The sequence below is a fragment of the Achromobacter denitrificans NBRC 15125 genome, assembly GCF_001571365.1.
Taxonomy (GTDB): Bacteria; Pseudomonadota; Gammaproteobacteria; order Burkholderiales; family Burkholderiaceae_B; genus Achromobacter; species Achromobacter denitrificans.
The window spans coordinates 1-24,767 of the sequence record NZ_BCTQ01000058.1 but is presented as its reverse complement, the minus strand read 5'-3'; the positions used below and the strand labels follow the sequence as shown (position 1 = coordinate 24,767).

Here is a 24,767-nt window from a genome sequence, read left to right as displayed (position 1 = left end):
CGCCGGTGCCACAGCCGGGCTATCGGCTGACTGCGGCCAGAGCGCCGCTGGCTATCCGTTCCATAATGTCCGACTCTACATCCGCGGCCATGCCGTAGTGCTCCCGCACGTAACCGGCCGAGAGCTTGCCGTTCCAGACGTCGCGAACGATAGCCGCCGGATCGCGCAACGCCGCGTCGCCAAAGCCGCCGCCCCCAGGCTGGATATGCGTGACCATATCGCCGCGCCCGATCGTCATGCTGACCTTGCTGGGCAGCAGGCTGGGCGGCTCGCCCACCCGGTCCAGCCGGTTGACGGCGGCGCGGGCCGCGGTGCCCCCCGCCAGTCCATAGGGGCGGAACTTCATGCGGTCGGCGCGTAGCTGCAACAACACATTGTCGGCCAGCACGCGGTAGCTGCGCCGGATGCCCAATCCGCCGCGAAAGCGCCCCGCGCCGCAGGAGTCCGGCTCCAGCTCGTAGGCTTCGACTCGCACGGGATGCTGCGCTTCCAGCACCTCGACCGGCGTGTTGGACAGGTTCTGCGAGGCGTTGGTAATGGCCTCGATGCCATCGCTGTCGGGCCTGGCGCCCCAGGCGCCGCAAATCATGTCCACAATGATGTACGGCTTGTGATCGTCGTTCTTGCCGGACAGGCAGACGACGGTATTGCCGCCCTCGCCCGCCGCCGGGATACGGTCGGGCACCACTTGCGCCAAGGCTCCCAGCATGGCGTCGAACACGCGATAACCCGTCAGCGCGCGCGCGGCGACGGCGGCCGGTTCCCGCGGGTTCAACACCGAGCCGGCGGGCGCGTGTATCTCCACGCAGCGGAACACGCCCGCATTATTGGGCACGTCCCCCTTGAGCGCGCAGCGCACGCTGAGATAGGTGCAGGACTTGGTGTAGGACAAGGTGGAATTGATGGCCGCTCGCACCTGTTCGGACGTGCCGGTGTAGTCCACGCTGACGTAGTCCTCGTGCACCGTCAACGCCACCTGGATCGGTATCGGTTCGGGCGACAGGCCGTCATCGTCGATGTGGTCCAGAAAGTGGTACGTGCCCTTGGGCCAGCTTCGAATCTCCTCGCGCGTCAGGCGCTCGGCATAATCCAGCAGTTCGGCGAAGTAAGCGCGGCTGCCTTCGCGGCCATAGCGGTCGAACAGCGCGGTCAGTTCGCGCACGCCCACCTTGGCCGCTGCATACTGCGCGCGCAGATCGCCCAGGACGCGGTCCGGCACGCGGACGTTGCGGGCGATCAGGCGTTCCATCACATCGTTCACCTGTCCCGCTTCGTACAGTTTGACCACGGGAATGCGGATGCCTTCCTGGTAGATCTCGGTGGAGTCGCTGGCGTTGGAGCCCGGCACGCGGCCGCCCACGTCGGTATGATGGCAGATCACCACGCAATAGCCTTCGATCTCGTCCCGATAGAAGAACGGCACGAACATGAAGATGTCCGGCAAGTGCATGCCCCCCTCATAGGGATCATTCAGGATCACGGCATCGCCCGGGCGCAAGTCGGAGCCATAGCGCCGCTTCACGGCTTCCATGGCTTCGGGAATGGCGCCAAGGTGCAGCGCGATGGTCTTGGCCTGTGCGATCATGCGGCCTTCGCGGTCGCAGATGGCCGCCGAATAATCCATTACGTCCTTGACGATCTCCGACCGGGCGGTACGCAGCACGGTGTAGGCAACCTCGTCCACGATGGCGTCCATCGCGTTCTTGATGACGGCAAACGTGACGGGATCGATGACGGGCGCCGCGGCAAGCGGCTGGTCGACTGCGTTCATAAGGCCTCCGAGACAAGTTCGATAATGATGTTGCCGATGGCGTCCGCGCACGCACGCGCGTCGGGCGGCACGACGATGGTGGTGTCGTAGGATTCGATGATCAGCGGCCCGGACAGGGGCTTGGCCGTCATTTCCGAACGCGGCATCAGGCGGGTCAGGCAGGGTTCGGTATCCGGGTCGAAGCTGACATAGCGTTCGCCGCTGACACCCGCGAGCGCGCTGCCGTCCACGCCGCTCTTGGCAAAATCCAGACGCTGGGCGCTGCGGCCATAGGCGAAAATGCGGACATTGACCAGTTCCAGCGGCTCTTCGCTGCTGTAGCCGAACGTGCGTTCGTACATAACGTTGAAGTCGCGCGCCAGCGCGGCCCGGACGGCGGCATCGGCGAAGGCGCCAGCCAGCGGCACCGTCAGTTCCGAGCTTTGGCCCAGATAGCGCAGGTCGGCGCTGACCTGGATGTCCACGGCATGGCTGCCATACCCTTCCGAACCCAGCACCTCGCGCCCCTGACGGCACAGTGCATCGATGGCGGCCTGGACCGACGCGCCGTCGCAATCGGCCAAGGGGCGCAGCACCGCCTTCACAAAGCAATGCTCGGCGTCGGCCGACAGCATGCCGGCCGAGCAGAACACGCCCGCCATGACGGGCGCAATCACGCGCTTCACGCCCAGCAGGCGCGCGACGTCGACGGCATGCAGCGGTCCCCCGCCACCGAAGGCGATCATGGTCATGTCACGCGGATCACGGCCACGTTCGATGGTCACCGCGCGCATGGCGCGGGCCATATTCACGTTGGCGACGCGGCGGATGCCGTGCGCCGCCTGGGTTAGGTCCAGTTGCAGCGGCGCGGCAATGTGCTCGCGCACGGCCTCGCGCGACAGGCGCGGATCCACCTTCAGGCTGCCGCCCGCCAGCGCTTGCGGATTCAGGTAGCCCAGCACCATGTTGGCGTCGGTCACGGTGGGTCGCGGGTTGCCATTGCCGTAGCAAGCCGGACCGGGCCAGGCGCCTGCCGACTCCGGACCGACGCAAAGCAGTCCGCCCGTGTCGATGCTGGCGATGGACCCTCCGCCCGCGCCGACCTCGGCGATATCGATGGCGGGCACCTTCAGCACGTAGCCACCGCCCTTGACGAAGCGGCTGGAGGCGCTGATGCCGTCACGAAACTCGTATTCGGTCGTCAGCGCCGGCACGCCGTCGGTCACGATGGACGCCTTGGCCGTCGTGCCGCCCATGTCGAAGACGATGAGCTCGTGCTCACCGCCCAGCGCACCGAGCACGGCGGCGCCCGCCACGCCTCCCGCCGGACCGGACGCCACGGCGAATACCGGCCGCTGGGTGGCCGACGCCACCCCCATCATGCCGCCATTGGAGGCCATGACCTGCAGCGAGGCGGTCACCCCCATGTCGGCCAGGTCGGCCTTCAAACGCGCCAGGTAGGTGCGCATGGCGGGTAGGATATAGGCGTTGACCACCGTGGTGCTGGTACGCTCGTATTCCTTGATCTCGGGCAACACGTCGCACGAGGCGGTGACGAGAATGTCGGGAAACTCGGTTTCGATCAGGCCGCGCACGGCGATTTCATGCGCAGGATTGATATAGCTGTTCAGGAAACAGATGGCGATGGACTCGATGCCCTCGCTGGCCAGCTCCCTTAGCACGGTGCGTACTTCGTCCAGTTCCAGCGGCGTCACGATCTGGCCGGAGGCGCCGATGCGTTCGCGGATGCCCCTCCGGTAGCGCCGGGACACCAGCGGGTCGGGCTTCTGCCAGGCCAGGTCGAACATGGTCGGCGTGCGGATGCGGCCGATTTCCAGCACATCGCGAAAGCCTTCCGTCGTCAGAACCGCTGTTTTGGCGCCGACCTTCTGCAAGATCGTGTTGGATGCCGTGGTGGTGCCGTGCACGATTTCTGCGATGTCGCCGGGACGGATGCCAGCCTGGGCTATCAGCGCGCCCAGCCCCTGGACAATGGCCTGCCCCAGGTTTTCCGACGTAGTGGACGTCTTGTTCACGAAGATGCGGCCGTCCGGCATGGACATGACGATATCGGTAAACGTGCCCCCGATATCGCATCCCACGCGTACGCCGGCCTTGCCTGCCACTGCTGTATCCATCGTTACTCCCCTGATCGCGGCAGCCTTACGCCGTGCTGTCGGCAGGCCTGGAGTCCGCGGTTTATCGGATCTACACACTTATCTAACTAACTAACTGGTTAGCACAATAAATGCATCGTAGAGAGTGGACGATCCTGGTGTCAATATGCTTGTACAGATGGTTTTCCCCTAGTCTTCAGTTCGGGGTACGCTACTGCTGAGAGTAGAATTTCTATTGCACGACAATCCCAATAAAGGTCCAGCGCATCCGCCATGCCAGCCAAAAATACGCCCGAGACAAAAGTCCAGACGCGCAACGCTCAAGCCACCAAGGAACGCATCCTGAACATGGCGTTCAAGGAGTTCGCGGCGCGCGGCTACGATGGCGCGCGCATCGACTCCATCGTGGCCCGCTGCAAGGTCAGCAAGAACCTGATCTATCACTATTTTTCTGGCAAGGAAGACCTGTTCATCCAGGTCATGGAACGCGCGTATGGCGCGATGCGCGAACGGCAGAACGAATTGGCATTGTCCGGCGACGACCCCGTGGCCGACATGCGCACGCTGGTGGAAAAAACGATCCAGCACTTCGTGGAGCAGCCCGAATTCATTCAACTGCTGGCCACCGAAAACCTGCACAAGGCCGTGCACATCAAGAAATCGCGCGTGATCCCGGTAATCTTCAACCCGTTGCGCCGCGCCTTGCACAACATTCTGGAAAAGGGCAAGGCGCAAGGCGTGTTCCGCCAGGACGCCGACTGGATCGACCTGTACGTGTCGATCTCCGGCCTGGGTTCCTACTTCGTGTCCAACCGCTATACGCTGTCTTATGTGCTGGACGTGGACCTGGGCACGAAAGAGCGCCTGGCCAGCCGTATGAAGCACATTCCTGACATGGTCATCAGTTATCTGTGCGATCTGGGCGACGCGAAGCCTAGCTCGCCACGCGCCACCGTGTGAATCCATGCGCCTCCTGACCGGCACCGCCTCCTGGACCGACCCCACGCTGCTGGCTTGCGGGCGCTTCTACCCGCCCGAGGCGCGCAGCGCCGAGGCCCGGCTGCGCTTCTACGCGTCGCGCTTTCCCATGGCCGAGATCGATTCCAGCTACTACGCCATGCCCTCGGCCGAAAACGCCTACCTCTGGGACCAGCGCACGCCGGAGGAATTCGTCTTCAATATCAAGGCGTTCCGCCTCTTCACCGGGCACCAGACGCCGCTGTCCGCCCTGCCGGCCGACATCCGCCGCGAATTGCCCGACTGGCCCGAACCCGTGATCTACCACGACCGCATGCCGCCGGACCTGCGCGACGAACTCTGGCGCCGGTTCCTGCTCGCGCTGGAGCCCCTGCGGCTGCCCGGCAAGCTGGGCGCGGTGCATTTCCAGTTCCCGCCCTGGATCCGGCGCGATGCGCGCGGCATGGCGCGGGTGGCAGATTGCGCGCGGCGCATGGAAGAACACCTGGTGTCGGTGGAATTCCGCCACCGCAGCTGGTTCGATACGTCCGCGGCCACCGCGGATACGCTGGCGTTCGAACGCGAGTTGGGCGTGGCGCACACCGTGGTGGACTCGCCCCAAGGCTATCCCAACACCGTGCCGGCCGTCTGGGAATGCACGCATCCGGACCTGACCCTGCTGCGCCTGCATGGCCGCAACGAGGCCGCCTGGAACGCGTCGGGCGCGGCGTCCTCGGGACGTTTCCAGTACGAATACACGGAGCAGGAGCTGGCGGAGCTGGCCGAGCGCTTTACGCGGCTGGCGGCGCAAAGCGCGCAGGCGCACGCGGTGTTCAACACCAACTTCGAAGACCAGGGCATGCGCAACGCCGCCGCCTTCGCCGCGGCCCTGGGGCCTGCGCCAGGCTCCGTTAGCGTGAACAGGCCCTAGCGCCGGCCTGTCCCCGCCACGGCCAGGGCCGCCGGCGCGCGCGCCACCTCGGCCAGGCTTTCCAGCAGCACTTCGAACTTGCGGGCGATTTCGTTCTCGGGCACGCAGGCGTAGCCCAGCAGCAGCCCGGGCCGGCGCCCCTCGTCGTTGACGTAGTAGCGCGACAGCGCGCGCGTCAGCACGCCCTTGCCGCGCGCCACCTCCACCACGCGCAGATCGTCCATGTCCGGCGGCAGGGTCAGCACCAGATGCAGGCCCGCCATGCTGGCGTCGCGGTGCAGCCAGTCCGGCCCGAGCCGCCGTTCGATCAGGTTCACGAGCATGGCGCGGCGACGCCCGTACAGCATGCGCATGCGGCGGATGTGGGCCGCGTAGTGCCCTTCGGAAATGAAGGTGGCCAGCGCCGCGTGGGTCATCAGGTGGCCTTCGCGGTAGAGCTCGGCGTGCGCGGCCTGGAACGCGGCCGTCAGGGCCTTGGGCAGCACCAGGTAGCCCACGCGCAGGCCCGGATACAGGGTCTTGCTGAAGGTGCCCATGTAGATGACGGGCGCGTCCGGCTCCAGACCCAGCAGCGACGCGATGGGCCGGCCGGAGAAGCGGAATTCGCTGTCGTAGTCGTCCTCGATGATCCAGCTGCCGCTCTGGCGCGCCACCGCCAGCAGCTGGCGCCTGCGGGCCAGCGACATGACCGGGCCGAGCGGATACTGGTGCGAGGGCGTGACGAAGATGAAGCGCGGCGGCGTGCCGACGGTGTCGGGCAGGCGCATGCCCTCTTCGTCCACCGGCAGGTGCACCGTGTGCAGGCCGTTGGCCTGCAGGATGGTGCGAGCGCCCCAGTAGCCCGGATCCTCGACCCAGGCGGTCTCGCCCGCCTCGCCCAGAATGCGGGCGGTCAGGTCGATGGCCTGGTGCGAGCCCTCGGTAATGATGATCTGCTCGGGGTCGCAATCGATGGAGCGGGTCAGCGCCAGGTGCTGCGCCAGCGCCTCGCGCAGCGCCGGCAGGCCGCCGCCATAGGCGTAGGTGAGCAGGTCCGGCGAGGGATTGCGCCACAGGCTGCTGAAGATGCGGCCGAATTTCTTGTGCGGGAACTCGGTCAGGTCGGGCACGCCGGGCATAAAGGCGCCCCACTGGTAGGGCGAGGCCGACACGCCGTCGACGATGGCCGCGCCGCGCGGCGACAGCGCCGGGCGCGGCTGGGGCGGCGGCGGCTGGCGCCGGCGCCGGCCGCTGGCCAGGTAAGAATCCGGGACGGACGCATTGACGAAAGTGCCGTTGCCCTGCCGGCTGCGGGTGTAGCCCTCGGCCAGGAGCTGGCTGTAGACGTGCACCACGGTATTGCGGGCGATGCCGAGCTCGGCCGCCAGGTCGCGCGTGGCGGGCAGGCGCGAGTCGGCGGCGATGGCGCCGTCCAGGATGGCTTCCCGGATACCTTGGTACAAGCGCTTGTTCATCGGCTCGCCGGACCCGTCGGCCAGGCGCAGCAGGAGCAAGTCACCAACGATGGAACGCAATTGGTTCTACCTGATTTATTAAAGTGGTTCCCACAAATGGAGCCATCGTAGCATTAAATAGGGGGGTTACTTACCGCCCATCATGCTCTACGAGGCTGAGATGAAGAATCAGGACCTGAATACCCGCCGTTCCCTGGCCACGCCGCGCGGCGTCGGCGTCATGTGCGACTTCTACGCGGTGCGCGCCGAAAACGCCACGCTGTGGGACGCCGACGGCAAGGAATACATCGATTTCGCGGGCGGCATCGCCGTCCTGAACACCGGCCACCTGCATCCGAAGATCAAGGCCGCCGTCTCCGCGCAGCTCGACAACTTCACGCACACGGCCTACCAGATCGTGCCGTACGAAGGCTACGTCTCGCTGGCCGAGCGCATCAACCGCCTGGCCCCGATCGACGGCCTGAAAAAGAGCGCCTTCTTCACCACCGGCGTGGAAGCCGTGGAGAACGCCGTCAAGATCGCGCGCTCGGCCACCGGCCGCTCGGGCGTGATCGCGTTTTCCGGCTCGTTCCACGGCCGCACCATGCTGGGCATGGCGCTGACCGGCAAGGTCGCCCCCTACAAGCTGTCGTTCGGCCCGATGCCGGGCGACATCTACCACGTGCCGTTCCCCAACGCCACGCAGTCCATCACCGTGGCGGATTCGCTCAAGGCGCTGGACCTGCTGTTCAAGTGCGACATCGATCCCAAGCGCGTGGCCGCGATCATCATCGAGCCCGTGCAGGGCGAAGGCGGCTTCAACATCACCCCGCCCGAACTGATGACGGCGCTGCGCAAGGTCTGCGACGAGCACGGCATCCTGCTGATCGCCGACGAAGTGCAGACCGGCTTCGGCCGCACCGGCAAGCTGTTCGCGATGGAGCACCACTCGGTCCAGGCCGACCTGATCACCATGGCCAAGAGCCTGGGCGGCGGCTTCCCGATCTCGGGCGTGGTCGGCCGCGCCGAGATCATGGACGGCCCGGCCGCGGGCGGCCTGGGCGGCACCTACGCCGGCAACCCCCTGGCCGTGGCCGCCGCGCATGCCGTGCTGGACGTGATCGCCGAGGAAAAGCTGTGCGAACGCGCCACCCAGCTGGGCGACAAGCTGCGCGCCCACCTGGAAGGCCTGCGCGCCAAGGTGCCGGGCATCGCCGACGTGCGCGGCCTGGGTTCGATGGTCGCCCTGGAACTGAACGATGCCGCCACCGGCAAGCCGGACGCGGAAGCGGTCAAGCGCGTTCAAGCCCGCGCCATCGAAAAGGGCCTGATTTTGCTAAGCTGCGGTGTGTACGGCAACGTGCTGCGGTTCCTGTATCCCTTGACCATTCCCGACGCCCAGTTCGATCGCGCGCTGGCCATCCTGTCCGAGGTCCTGGCCGCCTGACGAGCGGGGCCTGACATCCGATTTCCGGACGGGCAGGCACAACCATTGCGGGCGTAGCGGTTTCCGGTTCGACCATCGAGCCGGACCTTCCGCGACGCCCGCAAGCGTTTCCTGGCCGACCGCATTCCATTCAAGGAGTTTGCAACAATGACTGCATTGACCCAACCCCTCGCGCGCCGCGACCTGCTGCGCGACGCCTGCTACATCGACGGCAAGTGGGTGGGCGCCGGCGACGGCGCCGCCATCCCCGTGAACAACCCCTCCACCGGCAAGACCATCGTGTCGGTGCCGAAATTCGGCCGCAGGGAAACCGAGCAGGCCATCGCCAGCGCGCAGGCCGCCCTGCCCGCCTGGAGCGCCAAGACCGGCAAGGAACGCGCCGCGATCCTGCTGAAGTGGGCGCAGCTGATGCTCCAGCACCAGCGCGACCTGGCCGCCATCATGACCTCCGAACAGGGCAAGCCCGTGACCGAAGCCGCCGGCGAAATCGCCTACGCCGCCTCGTTCCTGGAGTGGTTCGCCGAGGAAGCCAAGCGCATCGACGGCGACATCCTGCAAAGCCCCAAGGCCGGCCAGCGCCTGATGGCGCTCAAGCAGCCCATCGGTGTCACCGCCGCCATCACGCCGTGGAACTTCCCCGCCGCGATGATCACCCGCAAGGTCGGTCCGGCGCTGGCCGCCGGCTGCACCATGGTGGTCAAACCCGCCCAGCAGACGCCGCTGACCGCCCTGGCGCTGGCCGTGCTGGCCGAGGAAGCGGGCGTGCCCGCCGGCGTGTTCCACGTCATCACCGGCAGCTCGCGTGAAATCGGCGGCGCGCTGTGCGAAAGCGACGTGGTGCGCAAGCTGAGCTTCACGGGGTCCACCGAAGTCGGCCGCACCCTGATGGAACAATGCGCGCCCACCATCAAGAAGCTGTCGCTGGAACTGGGCGGCAACGCGCCCTTCATCGTGTTCGACGACGCCGACCTGGATCGCGCCGTGGACGGCATCCTGGCCTCGAAGTACCGCAATGCCGGCCAGACCTGCGTCTGCGCCAACCGCATCTACGTGCAGGCCGGCGTGTATGAAGAGATCGCCAAGCGCCTGGTGGCCAAGGTCGAAGCCATGAAGGTGGGCGACGGCTTCGGCGACGGCGTGACGCAAGGCCCGCTGATCGACAGCAGCGCCGTGGAAAAGGTGCAGGAGCACATCGCCGACGCCACCGCGCACGGCGCCAAGGTCATCGCCGGCGGCAAGCCGCATGCGCTGGGCGGCACGTTCTTCGAGCCGACCGTGGTGCGCGACGTGACCCAGTCGATGCGCTTCGCGACCGAAGAGACCTTCGGCCCGGTGGCCCCGCTGTTCCGCTTCGAATCGGAAGAGGAAGTCATCGGCATGGCCAACGACACCATCTTCGGCCTGGCCGCTTACTTCTTCACCCGCGACTATGCCCGCATCTGGCGCGTGTCGGAAGCGCTGGAGTACGGCATCGTCGGCATCAACACCGGCATCATCTCCAACGAAGTCGGCCCGTTCGGCGGCGTGAAGCAGTCCGGCCTGGGGCGCGAAGGCTCGAAGTACGGCATCGAGGAATACCTCGAAATCAAGTACCTCTGCGTCGACCTGGGCGCCTGAGTCCCCCGGCCGACGGACACCCGCGCCCAGCCGCGCGGGTGTCCGTCGGCGGGACCTGACATCCGGCGGCGCGATCAGGCGTGGTAGATTTGCGCGTTCCCTGGATGAACGAGCCCGTATGAGCAGAACCTTTACCCGCGAGGACACCCGCCGGCTTGCGGCCATTCTGGCCGAAACGGCGCAGACGGAAGTCATGCCGCGCTTTCGCAACCTGCCGGAAGGCACGGTGCGTGGCAAGAGCTCTCCGCGCGACCTCGTGACCGACGCCGACGAGGCCGCCGAGCGCCTCATCGCCGCGCGCCTCTCCAAGCTGCACCCGGGCGCCGTGCTGATCGGCGAAGAGGCTTCCGCCCGCAATCCCGCCCTGCTGAACATGCTGGTCGATGCCGACCTGGCCTTCCTGATCGACCCCATCGACGGCACCCGCAACTACGTGGCCGGCCTGCCCCTGTTCGGCATGATGATCGCGGCCTGCCATCGTGGCGACGTGATCGCCGGCGTCATCTACGATCCGCTGAACCGCGACAGCGCGCTGGCCCTGCGCGGCGAAGGCGCCTGGATGGAATACGAAAGCGGCCGCCAGGTTCCGCTGGCGGTGGCCAGCCCCGCCCCGCCCGAAGACATGGACGGCTTCATCGCCACGGGCGCCCTGCCCGAACCCATGCGCACCGCGGTCAACGGCAACCTCTCGCGCCTGGCCAGCACCGCCTCGCTGCGCTGCGCCGCGCACGAATACCGCACGCTGGCCGCCGGCCACTGCCACGTGGCGCTCTACAACCAGCTGACGGCCTGGGACCACGCCGCGGGCTGGCTGCTGCACCGCGAAGCCGGCGGCTACTCGGCGCACTTCGACGGCTCCCCCTACAAGCCCACCCACCGCAGCGGCGGCCTGCTGTACGCGCCGGACGCCGGCAGCTGGCACGCGGCGCGCAAGGCGCTGATGGGGGACGCTGCGGACACCGCCCAGACTTGACAGACTGCCCACGCGCCGGGTCGAAAAATCGGGGTTATCCCTAGGAGTTATCCCCAGTTCCTGTGGACAACCCTATGGAAAGGTCTGTAACAGCGGAAAAAAAACCTTGCGGGGCAAGCACTTGGTTAAACCGGTCAAAAACCTGCCGTCCGCCGGCGGCGGTTCCGTCCCCCCTATAGGGCGTCCAGCGCCACTGCGCAGGGCAGTTCCACTTTCAGGGTCAGCATGTTGTCGGCGCGGGTGCGGCCCAGGTTGACCGCCGCTATCGGCATGCCGTTGCGCGAGGCGGCCGTTACGAAACGGTAGCCGGAATACACCATCAGGGACGACCCCAGCACCAGCACCGCGTCGGCGCTCATGAGGCCGGCGTTGGCGCGGTCCACGCGCTCGCGCGGCACCGTCTCGCCGAAGAAGACCACGTCCGGCTTCACCACCCCGCCGCAGCGCGGACAGGGCGGCACGCGGAACCGCGTGAAGTCCAGGCCGTCGAGGTCGGCGTCGCCGTCGGGCGCGTCGCTGGCGTCCAGCTGCGTCCAGTCCGGGTTCGCGTCCTGCAAAGCCTCCTGCCAGGCGTGGCGGTCGCCGCGCCAGTCGCAGGCCATGCAGCGCACCTGGTCCAGCCTGCCATGCAGGTCGACGACCTCCCGGCTGCCCGCGGCTTCATGCAGGCCGTCCACGTTCTGCGTGACCAACAGGCCGACGCGGCCCTGCGATTCCAGCCGGGCCAGCGCCCGGTGCGAGGCATTGGGCCGCACGTGGCCGAAGCGGCGCCAGCCCACCATGCTGCGCGCCCAGTAGCGCGCGCGGGCCGGCTCGCCGCCCATGAAGGTCTGCAGCGTCATGGGCGGCTTGCGCTTCCATTCGCCTTCGGTGTCGCGGTAGTCGGGAATCCCGGAATCGGTGCTGACGCCCGCCCCCGTCAGCACGAACAGCCGCGGGTGGCGGTCGACGAAACCGCGCAGCGCGGCCAGATCCGAGACTCGTGTGTCCATCCTGACTCCAAATTGCCGCCGCCCCGGGCGGGGCGGCGCTGGCGGAAAATGGCGTTCAGCCGCCCAGACCGCAGTCGGGCATGTCGCTGACCAGGCTGGCCTGGGTCACGTTGCTGCCCGGCGGCACGCTGCGCGTGAGCCAGACGTTGCCGCCGATGGTCGAGCCCTTGCCGATCGTGACGCGGCCGAGAATCGTGGCGCCAGCGTAGATCACGACGTCGTCCTCGATCAAGGGGTGGCGCGCCAGGCCCTTCTTCAGCTCGCCGTTTTCGCCCGGCGGGAAGCGCTTGGCGCCCAGGGTGACCATCTGGTAGAGGCGGACGCGGTCGCCGATGATGGCGGTTTCGCCGATCACCACGCCGGTGCCGTGGTCGATGAAGAAGCTGCTGCCGATGGTGGCGCCGGGATGGATGTCGATGCCGGTATCGGCGTGCGCGATCTCCGCCACCATGCGCGCCAGCATCGGCACGCCCAGGCGGTACAGGACGTTGGCCAGGCGGTGGTGGATCATCGCCGAGACGCCCGGATAGCACAGCAGCACCTCGTCCACGCTGTGCGCGGCCGGGTCTCCCTGATAGGCGGCGGTGACGTCCAGGTCCAGCGCGGCGCGCACGCGCGGCAGCTCGGCGCCGAATTCGCGCACGATGTCGATGGCGCGCTGACGCGTGCCCGAGGACGCGACCTGCTCGGGACGGCCCACGTACTGCAGCTCCAGACAGACCTGGTGCAGCAGCGCGTCCAGCGCGGCGCCGATGGTGTGGCCAACGTAGAAGTCCTCGACTTCCTCGCGCAGATCGATCGGGCCCAGGCGCATCGGGAACAAGGCGCCGCAGAGATCCTTGATGATCTGGCGCAGGCTTTCCTGGGACGGGAACTCGCGCAGGCCCGCGTCTTCGCGCAGGCGGCCGCGCGGGCCGCGCCAGGCGACGCGCGCCTCGCGCAGGCCGGACACGATGCTGTCCAGGTTCCAGTGGGCCGGCGCGATGTAGGTGGGCCCGCTCATTGGAGGGACTCCGGACGGGCGCCGGCCGCGCCGGCATACGGATTGAATTCGAACATGGGAGGTGCCTCGCTGACGGTGTATCGTCCCGGCGGCCGGGCCGCCGGGCAATGCTGCTTCGCAATATTCCCGTCAACTGTAACCGCTCGCGCCGATTTCGCGGAACCCTTCCGACACGCCGTAGGGGTTTATGCGCCAGCGTCCGGCTCGTAGCCCTGCGGGTTCCCCTGTTGCCAGCGCCAGCCGTCCGCGCACATGGCGTCCACGTCGTGCGTGCTGCGCCAGCCCAGCAGGGACGCCGCCAGCGCCGGGTCGGCCCACATCCTTTCGATGTCGCCGGGGCGCCGGGGCTGGGCCAGCAGCGGGATCCGGCAGCCGTTGACGCGCTCGAAGGCGCGCACCAGCTCCAGCACGCTGGTGCCCTGCCCCGTGCCCAGGTTGACCGCCACGAAGCCGGGATGGTCCGCCGAATACGCCAGCGCCCGCACATGGCCCTGCGCCAGGTCCATGACGTGCAGGTAGTCGCGCACTCCCGTGCCGTCGACGGTGTCGTAATCGTCGCCGAAGACGCGCAGGCAGGGCTGGCGCCCCACCGCCACCTGGGTGATGAACGGGAACAGGTTGTTCGGGGTGTCGCGCGGGCTTTCGCCGATCTGTCCGCTTTCGTGCGCCCCGATGGGGTTGAAGTAGCGCAGCGTGACGGCGCTGAACGCGGGATCGGCCGCGCACAGGTCGCGCAGCATGTCCTCGACCATGCGCTTGCTGCGGCCATAGGGATTGGTGGGCGCCAGCGGATGCGCCTCAGTGAACGGCAGGTACTGCGGCTCGCCATAGACGGTCGCGGAGGAACTGAATACCAGCCGCCTCACGCCCGCCTCGCGCATCGCGCGCAGCAGCGCCATCGAGCCGCCCACGTTGTTGTCGTAGTACTTGAGCGGGTCCGCGACCGACTCGCCCACCGCCTTGCTGCCGGCCAGGTGCAGGACCGCCTCCACCGGCGCGCCGCGCGCCGCCGAGGCGGCCAGCACCGACGCGACCATGCCCGGGCTGCGGATGTCCCCTTCCACCAGCGGGATCTCGGTTCCGCACAGGCGCTCGACCCGGCGCACGGCCTCGCGGCTGCCGTTGCTGAAATCATCCAGCACCAGCGGCCGCTGGCCGGCGGCCAGCATCGCCACCAGCGTGTGCGTGCCGATGTAGCCGGCGCCGCCCGTCACCAATACATGCAGGTCCGGCATGGACTGGGCTCCCCTCACAGATGGGCGGCCACGCCCGGCACCCAGGCATGGCGCGGACGCGGAGCCTGCGCATGGCTGCGGTAGCGGTCGATCCAGTACGAGGTGGAGGCGTCATGCCCCCAATCCACCAGGCCGGCCGACACCGGCACCGCCAGTTCGCGCTCGATGCCCGTGGCCAGGCGCTTGCCCAGCTCCACGCCCCACTGGTCGAAGGGATTGATGCCCCACACCACGCTCTGCACGAACACCTTGTGCTCGTACAGCGCCAGCAGCGCGCCGAGCCCGCGCGGGTCCAGCTGGCGCAGCACGATCAGGGTGGACGGGCGCCCGCCCGGATGCACCATGTGCTGCGCCAGGCTCAGCGCGCGCTCCTGGTCGTCGATGTGCGCCACGTCCAGCAGCGCCTGCTCCAGGCACTTGCCGCGCAGCAGGGCCTGGCGCTGCGCCAGGCAGTTGGCCAGCAGCATACGATGGGCGTCGGGGCTGTCGGCATGCCCTTGCAGGCTGGCGATGAAGTCCACCGGCGCGCCGTCCTCGCTCTGGTGCAGCCACTGGAAGAAGGTGTGCTGGCCGTCGGTGCCCGGCATGCCCCAGATGATGGGCGCGGTGGGCACGCCCACCGCCGCGCCGTCGCCCGCGACCCGCTTGCCCAGCGATTCCATCTCCAGCTGCTGGAGGTAGGTGACCAGGTGCAGCAGGCGCGCGCTGTAGGCGGCGATGTTCAGGGAGTTGTGCCCAAGCACGCTGCAATTCACCAGCCCGGACAGGGCCAGTTGAACCGGCGCGTTGGAGGCGAACGGCGCCTGCTGGAAATGCTGGTCCATGGCCTCGGCGCCGGCGCGCATGCCGATCAGCACGTCGGCGCCCACCGTCAGCGCGATGGACAGGCCCGCGACCGACCACACCGAGTAGCGCCCCCCCACCCAGTCGCACATCTTGAAGACCTGGCTGGCCGGCACGCCCAGCGCGCGCGCGGCCGACGGATTGGCCGTGACCGCGGCCAGGTGTTCCGACACGTCGGCCACGCCGCCGTGCTTGAGCCAGGCGATGGCGGCGCGCGCATTGTGCAGCGTCTCGGCCGTGGTGAAGGACTTGGACGACACCACCACCAGGCAGCGGCGCGGATCCAGGCCGGCCACGGCATCGTGGAAGGCGTGCCCGTCGATGTTGGACACGAAGCGGATCTGCCGGCGCTGCGAGGGCCCGCCGAAAGCCTGGATCGCCAGGCGCGGGCCCCAATCGCTGCCGCCGATGCCGATGTGCAGCACCGTGGAGAAGTCGGCGGTCTGATCCACCTTGCGGACGAAGTCCGTCATGCGCGAGTGCTCGCACACCGAGTCCGCGTCCTGCCCGTCCGGCTGTTCGCGGGTGCGCCCGGCGCGCAGCGCCGTATGCCAGGCCGGCTTGCCTTCGGTCCAGTTGACCGGGTCGCCCGCGAACAGCGCGCGCCGCGCGTCCGCCAGGCCGCGCGCCTGCAGCAACGACAACGCCGCGGCGTCCAGCGCCGGCGATTGCCGCTGCATCGTCAGGTCCACGCACAGACCCGCCGCCTCGATGACCTTCAGCGCGCCGGCGTCCAGCTCGGCGCCTTGCGCGGCCTGCGCAAACGCCTGCCATTCCGGGCTGTCCGCCAGCCCGGAATTCGCCCTCAACGCCTCAATCGCATATTTGGCCTTTCCCATCGCGTGATGCTCCTTAAAACGGTAAACGAACATGAGGGGCAATGCGCCGGAACGCGTTGCGGAAGTCCTCCTCGATTCGGGCCAGAGCGGCCACGGTGTCCCCCTCGAAACGCAATACCACCGTCGGTGTGGTGTTGGACGGACGCGCCAGGCCGAAGCCGTCGGCGTAGTCCACCCGGACGCCGTCCAGATTGCTGATGGAGACTGCGCCGGGGAATTCCCCTTGCGCCCGCAGCGCCTCCACCAGGTCGAACTGCTCGCCCTCGGCGGTTCCCAGCTTGATTTCCGGCGTGGCGCAGGATTGCGGAAGGTTCTCCAGCAGCGCGGAAGGGTCCGGCGCGGCCGACAGGATCTCCAGCAGGCGCGCGGCGGCGTAGATGCCGTCGTCGAAGCCGTACCAGCGCTCTTTGAAGAAAATGTGGCCGCTCATCTCGCCGGCCAGCAGCGCCCCGGTTTCGCGCATCCTGGCCTTGATCAGCGAATGCCCGGTCCTGCACATCGTGGGCTTGCCGCCGGCCTCGGTGATCGCGCGCGCCACATGGCGGCTGCATTTGACGTCATAGAGGATCTCCGCGCCCGGATTGCGCGACAGCACGTCGCGCGCGAACAGGATCAGCTGGCGGTCGGGCCAGATGATCTGGCCGGACTTCGTCACCACGCCGAGCCGGTCGCCGTCGCCGTCGAACGCCAGGCCGACCTCGCAGTCGGAATAGCGCAGGCAATAGATCAGGTCCTGCAGGTTCTGCGGATCCGCCGGGTCCGGGTGGTGGGCGGGGAACGTGCCGTCGACCTCGCAGAACAGTTCGGTCACTTCGCAGCCGAGCGCGCGGAACAGCGACGGCGCCACGGCGCCTGCCACCCCGTTGCCGCAATCGATCGCGATCTTCATGGGGCGCGCCATGCGGATATCGCCCATCAGCCGCGCCGCGTAGCACGGCAGGATCTGCATCTGCGTGCGCCCCCCCGCCACGCCGGCCGATTCGATCGGCAGGCGCATCGCGTCGCGCAGCGCGGTAATGCCCTCGCCGTACAGCGAGGCGCCGTCCAGCACGATCTTGAAGCCGTTGTGCGCCGGCGGATTGTGGCTGCCGGTGACCGCGATCCCCGACCCCGTGTCCATCAGCCGGGTCGCGAAGTACACCATCGGTGTCGTCGCCATCCCGATATCGATGACGTGCATGCCGGCCGAGCGCAGGCCGGCTTGCAGCGCGGCCGCCAGCTCCACGCTGCTCAGCCTGCCGTCGCGCCCCACCACCATCGACCGCGCCCCCAGTTCGCGCGCCCGGGTCCCCGCTGCCATGCCCAGGCTGTGCGCGAAGCGCGCGTCGATTTCGTCCGGCACCGTGCCGCGTATGTCATAAGCCTTGAAAACCGCATCCAGAATTTGCGGGGTATCCCAGCCAAATGTTCCGTGCATGCCATTTTCTCCGGGTGGCGTTATTTAGGGCCGTTCTGTTTGAAATCGCCGTAATACGCCGCGCGGGAATAGCGGTAATTGCCATACTTGGACCGGAAGCCGAAGCGTTCCGGAAGGAGCTTGAGGCCGTTGAACAGCACGCCGTCCACGGGCGCGCCGGCCTGGATCAGCCGTTTGGCCGTTTCGCGGATCTCGCCCACCGTGTTCATGCCGGAGCGCACCACCACCATGACCGCGGCAGCATGCGTGCCGACCACGGCGGCATCCGGCGACGACAGCACGGGCGCCGTGTCGAGGATCACCATGTCGTACTGGGACGCCAGCTCGCGCAGGGTCTCGCCGAACACGGGCGAGGCCAGCAGCTCGGAGGGATCGAAAGTGACCGCGCCCGTGGCGATGAAGTCCACGCCCTCGGACACGCTGTGCTTGCGGACCCGGCTGAGCGGGATGGTGCCCGACAGCACTTCGAACAGGCCGTCTTCCTTGGGCACGCCAAAGTAGCGGTTCAGCTGGCCCTTGCGGAAGTCGGCGTCGATCAGCAGCACGCGCTTGCCCACCCCGCCCTGGATGAAGGCGAAGTTCGCCGACAGGAAGGACTTGCCCACTCCCGCCACCGGCCCCGTGAACATGACCATGTTGTTGGCCGACTGGCGCAGCGAGGCCTGCAGCACGTTGCGGAAAGATCGCAGGCTTTCGATGGGCGGCGCGTTGCCCTGGCTCTGCGCGAGCAGCGCGGGCACCGAGGCGTTCTTGCGACGGCTACGCCGCCAGAGCTTGTCCTGCATGTCGCTGTACGGAATCGCCGCCAGCACCGGCAATCCGGTATGGCGCTCGACGTCGTCCGGCTCGGACAGGCCGCCGAACAGGGCGTTGCGCACGAAGGCGCACAGCATGCCGAAGATCAGGCCGAAGGCGGTCGCCACGCCGATGATGATCGCGGCCTTGGGGCGCACGGGCTTGTCGGGCTGGACCGCGGCGTCCAGGATGCGCACGTTGCCCACCTTGCCGGCGCGGATCAGGCGCAGTTGCTGGGCGTTGTTGAGCAGCGCCGTGTAGAGCTCGGTGTTGACGCGCACGTCGCGCACCAGGCGCACCACGTCCTGTTCGAGGTCGGGCAGTTGACGGATGTTGTTGCCGATGCGGTTTACGTCGCCGGTCAGGCCGGCGATCTGGCGGTCCAGCGCCACGATGCTCGGGTGGGTCGGCGCGAAGCGCGTGATCATTTCCTGCCGCTTGGAACGCAGTTCCATCACCTTGGTCTGCGCATCCACCGACTGGGCGAGGATCAGCTTGGCCTCTTCGCTCAGGTCGATGGTGCCGCGCTTGTTGCGCAGCGTGTTGTACTTGGTCTCGGCCGCATCCAGTTCGCCCTTGAGCACCGGCAGCTGCTGTTCGAGGAAGACCAGCGATTTCTCGGCCTGCGCCGACTTGCGGTTCACGTTCTGCTGCACGTACTCCTGGCCGATCTGGTTCAGCACCGCGGTGGTCAGCGCGGGATCGTTGCCTTCCAGCGTCACGCCGATCACGCCCGACGTCCGGCCGCGTTCAAAGATCCCCAGCCGCGCCTGCACGTCCTCGATGGCGGCCAGGCGCGAGCTGCGCGATACCGTGAACTCCGTGCCCGGGCGCCCCGTCAGCGCATCGATGTGCACGTCCATGGCGCCGCCGCCCGGCAGCAGGAAGTGCTCCGGCTTGCCCACCGTGCCGTTGAAGGTGGCGCCGGTGAGCTTGTCGCTCAGGGTGTAGCGTCCGTCTCCCAGCGTGGTCACGCGAAACGGCTTGCCCAGCCATTCGTTGGGCACGTCCAGCTGCGAGATCGCGATGGCCTCGCCGCCCCAGGCGTAGCCGCCGCGCGGCAGGCTGGACGGATACGGCAGGCTTTCGTAGCGCTGCGCGAGCCACTCGCCGACGACCGGGAAGTAGCGCGGCTTGGCATGGATGTAGAGGAGGAACTTGTCGACGGCGGGTCCCACGACCATGCGCGAGCGCAGCACCTCCATTTCCCCCGAGGTTTCCGCCTTGGTGTCGAACATGGTCGAGACGTCGCCGAGCAGGCTGCGGCCCTGCCCCTGCGGCAATTCCTCCTCGACCTGCACGATGATGTCCGCCGAAAACACCTTGGGGGTGACCATCACGTAGGCCAGCGCTCCGAAGAGAGCGAGCAGCGTGATCGCGATGATCATCCACCGGTTGGAGAAGATGGCGTCCACATGGGACGACAACGGGGTTTCCTGCTGGCGAGCCGGCACGGACGGCTCGAACGATTCGATAGGCAACGACATGCAGCTCTCCAAGAGAAGACGCCGCTGCGGTAGCGGCGCCCCCAAAGGCGTGGGTTAAAAACTAGTCAATGGCTTTCACGGTCTGTACCGTTTGCGCGCTCGGGAACAGATTGCTGATGAAGCGGTTCCACCGCACCAGGCCGGCCGAATCCACGAACACGACGTCTTTGGGTTGCAACTCAAACTTCTCCGCCACCGCCAGAGCCTGCGGCGAGCCGGCGTTCAGATGGAACACCAGCGGCGTCGCCTGCTCCGTGCTGCGCACGACAAACACCTGCGACGGGTTGGAGGTGAGCTGGTTCGGTCCTCCCGCCAAGCCCAGCGCCTCGGTCAACGACATGCGCCCGTCACGCATCACTGCCGCGGTGGGCAGGGTGACCTCGCCCATCACGAATACCTTGCTGTCGTCGCGCGGCGTCACTCGCACGATGTCGCCCGACTTCAGCAGCACCTGGTTCAGGTCCTGGCCGCGCTCGATCAACGCCGGCAGGTTCACGCGAGTACGACGTCCGTCGCGAATCACGTACACTGCGCTGCGGTCTCCCGTGGGCAGAATGCCTCCGGCCCGGTTGATCGCTTCCAGCAGGGTCATCGGGATGTCGTTGATCGCAACCGTGCCCGGCGTCGTCACCTCTCCGTCGACGTAGACACGCTTGCTGCGATATCCCAGGACGCGTACCGTGATTTGCGGATCCTGGATGTATTTGCCTGAACTGTTCACTATGAGATTGCGCGCCTGGAGTTCCGTCAACCCCGCCACTTTCAGCAGTCCGGCATAGGGAAATTGGATATATCCAGTGGATGAGACCGTATAGCCCGGAATGCCCGAGGCGGTGTCCCCAATGGCTAGTTCGGTTACCCCAGAACCAATGGCGTAGGTTTGCGTCGGAAGGACGAGCTCGGGGTGGTCCCACACCACGACCGACAGGATGTCTCCCGGCCCGATGATGTACGGCCCGGACTTGCCATAAAGACGATCCACGCCAGCGTTGTCGAGCAGGGCTTCACGCGCGCGCTGATCTTCGAGCACCAGGCTCGGCGTGATTTCCCGTATCTCGGCCTTCGAATTGGGATCCAGCGGGTCGGCCAGCTGATTGGCGTCAAAGGTCATACCGGGAGACAAGGCGCAAGCGCCCAGCGAGGACACGAGCGCGATAGCAGCTATGGCTCGGCTCAACGTTCCGAAAAATGTAGTCATGGCAAATCCACTTGTGAATGACTTCGTTGCTTGGAAAGGAGCCCGATGCGTAACGGGTTGCGACATTCCACTCCCTTTTCCGGACCCCGCACATTCGACGGATGCCCTAAGCCTTCTCCTACATCGTTTGGAGGTTTCGGGTGAGGCGGGCACTCAATAAGATTTCGTCGGTAGCCACACGCTTTGCGGCACCGCACGGCCTTTGCTTGCGCTCACCGGAAAGCGACTCCCCACGGAACAGGAGTGCGCGATGGAACCGTCCCAAACGGACACGTCGGCAAGATTCAGCGGGGCAAGCTATATCTATCGCTTGCTCGATGCCGCGATCGTCATAACCTGCGGTCTGACTGCCACCGGCTTGAAATTCTCGGACGATGCTCTTGCGGACCCTCCGCAGATCCATCTGTTCCTGGTCTATCTTTGCGGCCTCGGGGTGATCGCCATCTTCCCGGCCTTCCGCCTGTATGTGTCCTGGCGCGGGCGCCGGCTGGCCGACCTGGTGGCTCGCAGCCTGGCCGCGTGGGCCATGGTGTTCGCGCTGGGCATATGCATCAGTTTTCTCATGCACCAGACCGCCGCGATATCCCGCATATGGGCGGCTACGTGGTTCATCATGACCGCGCTGACGCTGGCCGGCGTGCGCATCGCGGTCTACGCCGCGCTGGGCGCGGCGCGCGACCGCGGGCTGGATCGCAAGCGCGTCCTGCTGGTGGGCTTCGGCGCGCTGGGCCACGACCTGTGGCGCCGCGTCGAACGCTACCGCGGCACCGGCTACGAAGTGGCCGGCATCTACGCCGAACCCCATGAAAACCTGCCGCCGCAGGTGCGCAGGCTGCACGAGCTGGAGGAGCTCCATGCCTTCGTGAACGAGAACAAGGTGCGCGAGATCTGGATCGTGCTTCCGATGGAGGCCGGCCAGGAACTGCGCGAGGTCCTGTACCACCTGCGCAATGACCTGGTGGACATCCGCTGGATTCCCGACGTGATGTCCATCCAGCTGCTGGGCCACCAGATCGGGGAATTCCTGGGCCTGCCCGCCATCCAGCTCAACAGCCTGCCGGCCGCCGGCGTGCGCGGCCTGGCCAAGGAAGTGTTCGACCGCAGCTTCGCCTTCTGCGCGCTCATCGGCCTCTCGCCCCTGATGCTGACCGTGGCCCTGCTGGTGAAAGCGACCTCGCGCGGCCCGGTGTTCTTCACGCAGCCGCGCCTGGGCGTGGACGGCAAGGTCTTCCACGTCTACAAGTTCCGCACCATGACGGTGCACCAGGAGCAAGGCGTGGTCACGCAGGCGACCCGCAACGATACCCGCGTCACGCGCATCGGCGGCTTCCTGCGGCGCACCAGCCTGGACGAGCTGCCCCAGTTCCTCAACGTGCTGATGGGCGACATGTCCGTAGTGGGGCCGCGCCCCCACGCGCTCGAACACAACGAGCTGTACAAGGACCTGGTGCAGCGCTACATGATGCGCCACCGCGTCAAGCCGGGCATTACCGGCTGGGCCCAGGTCAACGGCCTGCGCGGCCAGACGGACACGCTGCGCAAGATGAGCGACCGGGTCGAGTACGACATCTACTACATCCAGCATTGGACGTTCCGGATGGACCTGCTGATCATCGCCCGCACGGCAATCTCGGGATGGACGGGCCGCAATGTCTACTGAACCCCTGGGCTGGCCGGAGCGGCGGGCCCCGGCCGCGCGCGCGAACGGCATGCTGGCCGGCGCCGACTTCCGCCGGGCGGTGGAGATGCTGCCCCTGGTCTCCATCGACCTGCTGCTGCGCGACGGCTCGGGCCGCTACCTGACCGGCCTGCGCGCCAATCCGCCCGCGCAGGGCGCCTGGTTCGTGCCGGGCGGACGCATCCGCAAGAACGAAACCCTGCGCGACGCGCTGCGCCGCATCGCCCGCGACGAGCTGGGCCTGCCCGTCCCCGACCAGGCATGGCAGCCGCGGGGCGTGTACGAGCACTTCTACGGCACCAATTTCGCCGGCGAAGCCGGCCGCTCCACCCATTACGTCGTCCTCGCCTACGAGGCCGAAATTCCGTTGGACATCGCAAGCCTGCCCCAGGCCCAGCACCGCAGCTACCGCTGGCAACCCGCGGAGGCCATCGCCGCCGATCCCGGCGTGCACCCGTACACCCAGGCCTACTTCAAGGAGTGAGCGCCATGACCAATCCCCCTCCCCCGTACCGGGCAGTGATTCTTTGCGGCGGCTCCGGCTCGCGCCTGTGGCCGCTCTCGCGCGAACTGCTGCCGAAGCAGTTCATCCGTTTGACCGATGACCGCAGCCTGCTGCAGAACACCCTGCTGCGGCTGGGATCGGCGGGCGCCGAGAACCGGCCCACGCTGGTGTGCAACGACGCGCACCGCTACATCGCGGCGGAGCAGGCGCTGGAGCTGGGCATCAAGGATGCCGAGGTGATCCTGGAACCATTCGCCCGCAACACCGCGCCGGCCATCGCCGCCGCCACCCTGCGCGCGATGCGGGACGGGGAAGACCCGGTCATGCTCATCATGCCTTCGGACCACGTGCTGGAGGACGGCGAGGTCCTGCGGGCCGCCTTCGCCGAGGCCTACCAGGCGGCGCTGCAGGGCGCGCTGGTGACCTTCGGCATCACGCCGACCGCGCCGCTCAGCGGCTACGGCTACATCCAGGCCGACGAGCCCGGCGCCATGGGGCCGGCCCGGCGCGTGAAGCGTTTCGTCGAAAAGCCGTCGCCCGAGGTGGCGCAGCGCTTCATCGAGGACGGCGGCTACTACTGGAACAGCGGCATGTTCGCCTTCCAGGCCTCGGTCTTCCTGTCGGAAATGGCCAGGCTGGCCCCCAAGATCCTGGAGCAGGTGCAGGCCGCGGTGGCCATCGGGCACGGCGAGAACGCCCTCTTCCACCTGGACGGCCCCTCGTTCGAGGCCTGCCCCAGCGATTCGATGGACTACGCCATCATGGAGCGCACCGACAGCGCCGTGGTGATCCCGCTGTCGGCCTCGTGGAGCGACGTGGGCGCCTGGGACGCGGTCTGGGGCATCGCCCAGAAGACGGTGGAGGGCAACTCCACCACGGGCGACGTCATGGTGGAGGATTCCCGCAACTGCCTCATCCATTCGACCAGCCGGCTGGTCGCCTCGGTCGGGCTGGACGACATCGTCGTGATCGAAACGGCCGACGCCGTCCTGGTGGCGCACAAGTCGCGCTCGCAGGACGTCAAGCGCCTGGTCGAGATCTTCAAGACCCAGCACCGCTCCGAACTCAACCACCACCGCGAGGTGCAGCGGCCCTGGGGGTCCTACGACTCGGTGGGCCAGGGCCCGCGCTACCAGGTCAAGCGCATCACGGTGAAACCCGGGGCGCGCCTGTCCTCGCAGATGCACCACCACCGGGCGGAGCACTGGATCGTGGTTTCGGGCACGGCGCGCATCTACAACGGCGACAAGCAATACCTGCTGACCGAGAACCAGTCGACCTACATCCCGCTGGGCGAGATCCACAGCCTGGAGAACCCCGGGAAGATCCCGCTGGAGATCATCGAGGTGCAGTCGGGGGCCTATCTCGGGGAGGACGACATCGTTCGATTCCAGGATATGTATGGGAGAGTGTGAGGTGCCCCCACGCTGCGCGCGCGGAGCGCGCTTGCTGCCCCCCGAGGGGGCGCCCCCCGCCTTGGGGCGGCCCGGCGGCGGAGGGGAGCCCCCACGCTGCGCGCGCGGAGCGCGCTTGCTGCCCCCCGAGGGGGC

18 protein-coding genes are annotated in these 24,767 nt (G+C 67.4%); 8 read left to right on the top strand and 10 right to left on the bottom strand.

The features are described from left to right. Positions 1-19 precede the first annotated feature (19 nt). Complete coding sequence (locus ADE01S_RS28830; protein ID WP_062685194.1) at positions 20-1,771, bottom strand: hydantoinase B/oxoprolinase family protein; 1,752 nt, start codon at positions 1,769-1,771, stop codon at positions 20-22. Then, positions 1,768-3,888, bottom strand: a complete 2,121-nt coding sequence (locus ADE01S_RS28825; RefSeq protein WP_062685193.1) for a hydantoinase/oxoprolinase family protein — start codon at positions 3,886-3,888, stop codon at positions 1,768-1,770. The genes ADE01S_RS28830 and ADE01S_RS28825 overlap by 4 nt, the downstream gene beginning before the upstream one ends. A 252-nt stretch (positions 3,889-4,140) precedes the next feature. On the opposite strand from ADE01S_RS28825, the gene ADE01S_RS28820 reads away from it, so the two are divergent. Then, positions 4,141-4,827 carry a TetR/AcrR family transcriptional regulator gene (locus tag ADE01S_RS28820; RefSeq protein WP_062685192.1) on the top strand — a complete coding sequence of 229 codons (687 nt, stop codon included), beginning with the start codon at positions 4,141-4,143 and terminating at the stop codon, positions 4,825-4,827. 4 nt (positions 4,828-4,831) lie between these two features. After that, on the top strand, positions 4,832-5,755 hold the full coding sequence (locus ADE01S_RS28815; protein WP_062685191.1) for a DUF72 domain-containing protein: 924 nt from the start codon (positions 4,832-4,834) through the stop codon (positions 5,753-5,755). Here ADE01S_RS28815 and pdxR read toward each other — a convergent pair. Then, positions 5,752-7,269, bottom strand: a complete 1,518-nt coding sequence (gene pdxR / locus ADE01S_RS28810) for a MocR-like pyridoxine biosynthesis transcription factor PdxR (RefSeq protein ID WP_367305462.1) — start codon at positions 7,267-7,269, stop codon at positions 5,752-5,754. The genes ADE01S_RS28815 and pdxR overlap by 4 nt on opposite strands. A gap of 100 nt (positions 7,270-7,369) precedes the next feature. On the opposite strand from pdxR, the gene ADE01S_RS28805 reads away from it, so the two are divergent. From ADE01S_RS28805 to ADE01S_RS28795, 3 genes are all read left to right on the top strand, one after another. Then, complete coding sequence (locus ADE01S_RS28805) at positions 7,370-8,635, top strand: 4-aminobutyrate--2-oxoglutarate transaminase (RefSeq protein WP_062685190.1); 1,266 nt, start codon at positions 7,370-7,372, stop codon at positions 8,633-8,635. A gap of 147 nt (positions 8,636-8,782) precedes the next feature. Continuing rightward, a complete protein-coding gene (locus ADE01S_RS28800) occupies positions 8,783-10,252 on the top strand; it encodes an NAD-dependent succinate-semialdehyde dehydrogenase (protein WP_062685189.1) in 1,470 nt (489 codons plus the stop codon). 118 nt (positions 10,253-10,370) lie between these two features. Beyond that, entirely contained in the window at positions 10,371-11,225 is an 855-nt protein-coding gene (locus ADE01S_RS28795) for an inositol monophosphatase family protein (protein ID WP_062685188.1), read from the top strand. Between the two features lie 173 nt (positions 11,226-11,398). Here the strand turns inward: ADE01S_RS28795 and ADE01S_RS28790 are convergent, their stop codons facing one another. The 7 genes from ADE01S_RS28790 to ADE01S_RS28760 form a co-directional block, all read right to left on the bottom strand. Beyond that, positions 11,399-12,217: an NAD-dependent protein deacetylase gene (locus ADE01S_RS28790; RefSeq protein ID WP_062685187.1), complete on the bottom strand. Its 819-nt coding sequence runs from the start codon at positions 12,215-12,217 to the stop codon at positions 11,399-11,401. 55 nt (positions 12,218-12,272) lie between these two features. Further along, positions 12,273-13,220: a serine O-acetyltransferase EpsC gene (epsC, locus tag ADE01S_RS28785; protein WP_062685186.1), complete on the bottom strand. Its 948-nt coding sequence runs from the start codon at positions 13,218-13,220 to the stop codon at positions 12,273-12,275. 185 nt (positions 13,221-13,405) lie between these two features. Further along, positions 13,406-14,455 (bottom strand): UDP-glucose 4-epimerase GalE, encoded by a 1,050-nt coding sequence (gene galE / locus ADE01S_RS28780; RefSeq protein ID WP_062685185.1) that lies wholly within the window; start codon positions 14,453-14,455, stop codon positions 13,406-13,408. Positions 14,456-14,469: 14 nt separating this feature from the next. Continuing rightward, the gene (gene pgi, locus ADE01S_RS28775; RefSeq protein ID WP_062685184.1) at positions 14,470-16,137 is read right to left on the bottom strand and encodes a glucose-6-phosphate isomerase; all 1,668 of its coding nucleotides are present in this window, start codon (positions 16,135-16,137) and stop codon (positions 14,470-14,472) included. A gap of 13 nt (positions 16,138-16,150) precedes the next feature. After that, positions 16,151-17,554 (bottom strand): phosphomannomutase/phosphoglucomutase, encoded by a 1,404-nt coding sequence (locus tag ADE01S_RS28770; RefSeq protein ID WP_062685183.1) that lies wholly within the window; start codon positions 17,552-17,554, stop codon positions 16,151-16,153. 20 nt (positions 17,555-17,574) lie between these two features. After that, positions 17,575-19,836 (bottom strand): GNVR domain-containing protein, encoded by a 2,262-nt coding sequence (locus ADE01S_RS28765; RefSeq protein WP_062685182.1) that lies wholly within the window; start codon positions 19,834-19,836, stop codon positions 17,575-17,577. A gap of 61 nt (positions 19,837-19,897) precedes the next feature. After that, a complete protein-coding gene (locus tag ADE01S_RS28760; protein WP_062685181.1) occupies positions 19,898-21,034 on the bottom strand; it encodes a polysaccharide biosynthesis/export family protein in 1,137 nt (378 codons plus the stop codon). 250 nt (positions 21,035-21,284) lie between these two features. Here ADE01S_RS28760 and ADE01S_RS28755 point away from each other — a divergent pair, with 250 nt between their 5' ends. Genes ADE01S_RS28755 through ADE01S_RS28745 form a run of 3 tightly spaced genes read left to right on the top strand, consistent with a single transcriptional unit; the run spans position 21,285 to position 24,632 of the window. Continuing rightward, positions 21,285-22,694 carry an undecaprenyl-phosphate glucose phosphotransferase gene (locus ADE01S_RS28755; RefSeq protein ID WP_062685180.1) on the top strand — a complete coding sequence of 470 codons (1,410 nt, stop codon included), beginning with the start codon at positions 21,285-21,287 and terminating at the stop codon, positions 22,692-22,694. Continuing rightward, on the top strand, positions 22,684-23,196 hold the full coding sequence (locus ADE01S_RS28750; RefSeq protein ID WP_082775916.1) for a GDP-mannose mannosyl hydrolase: 513 nt from the start codon (positions 22,684-22,686) through the stop codon (positions 23,194-23,196). The genes ADE01S_RS28755 and ADE01S_RS28750 overlap by 11 nt, the downstream gene beginning before the upstream one ends. A gap of 5 nt (positions 23,197-23,201) precedes the next feature. Beyond that, positions 23,202-24,632 (top strand): mannose-1-phosphate guanylyltransferase/mannose-6-phosphate isomerase, encoded by a 1,431-nt coding sequence (locus ADE01S_RS28745; RefSeq protein ID WP_062685178.1) that lies wholly within the window; start codon positions 23,202-23,204, stop codon positions 24,630-24,632. Positions 24,633-24,767 lie beyond the last annotated feature (135 nt).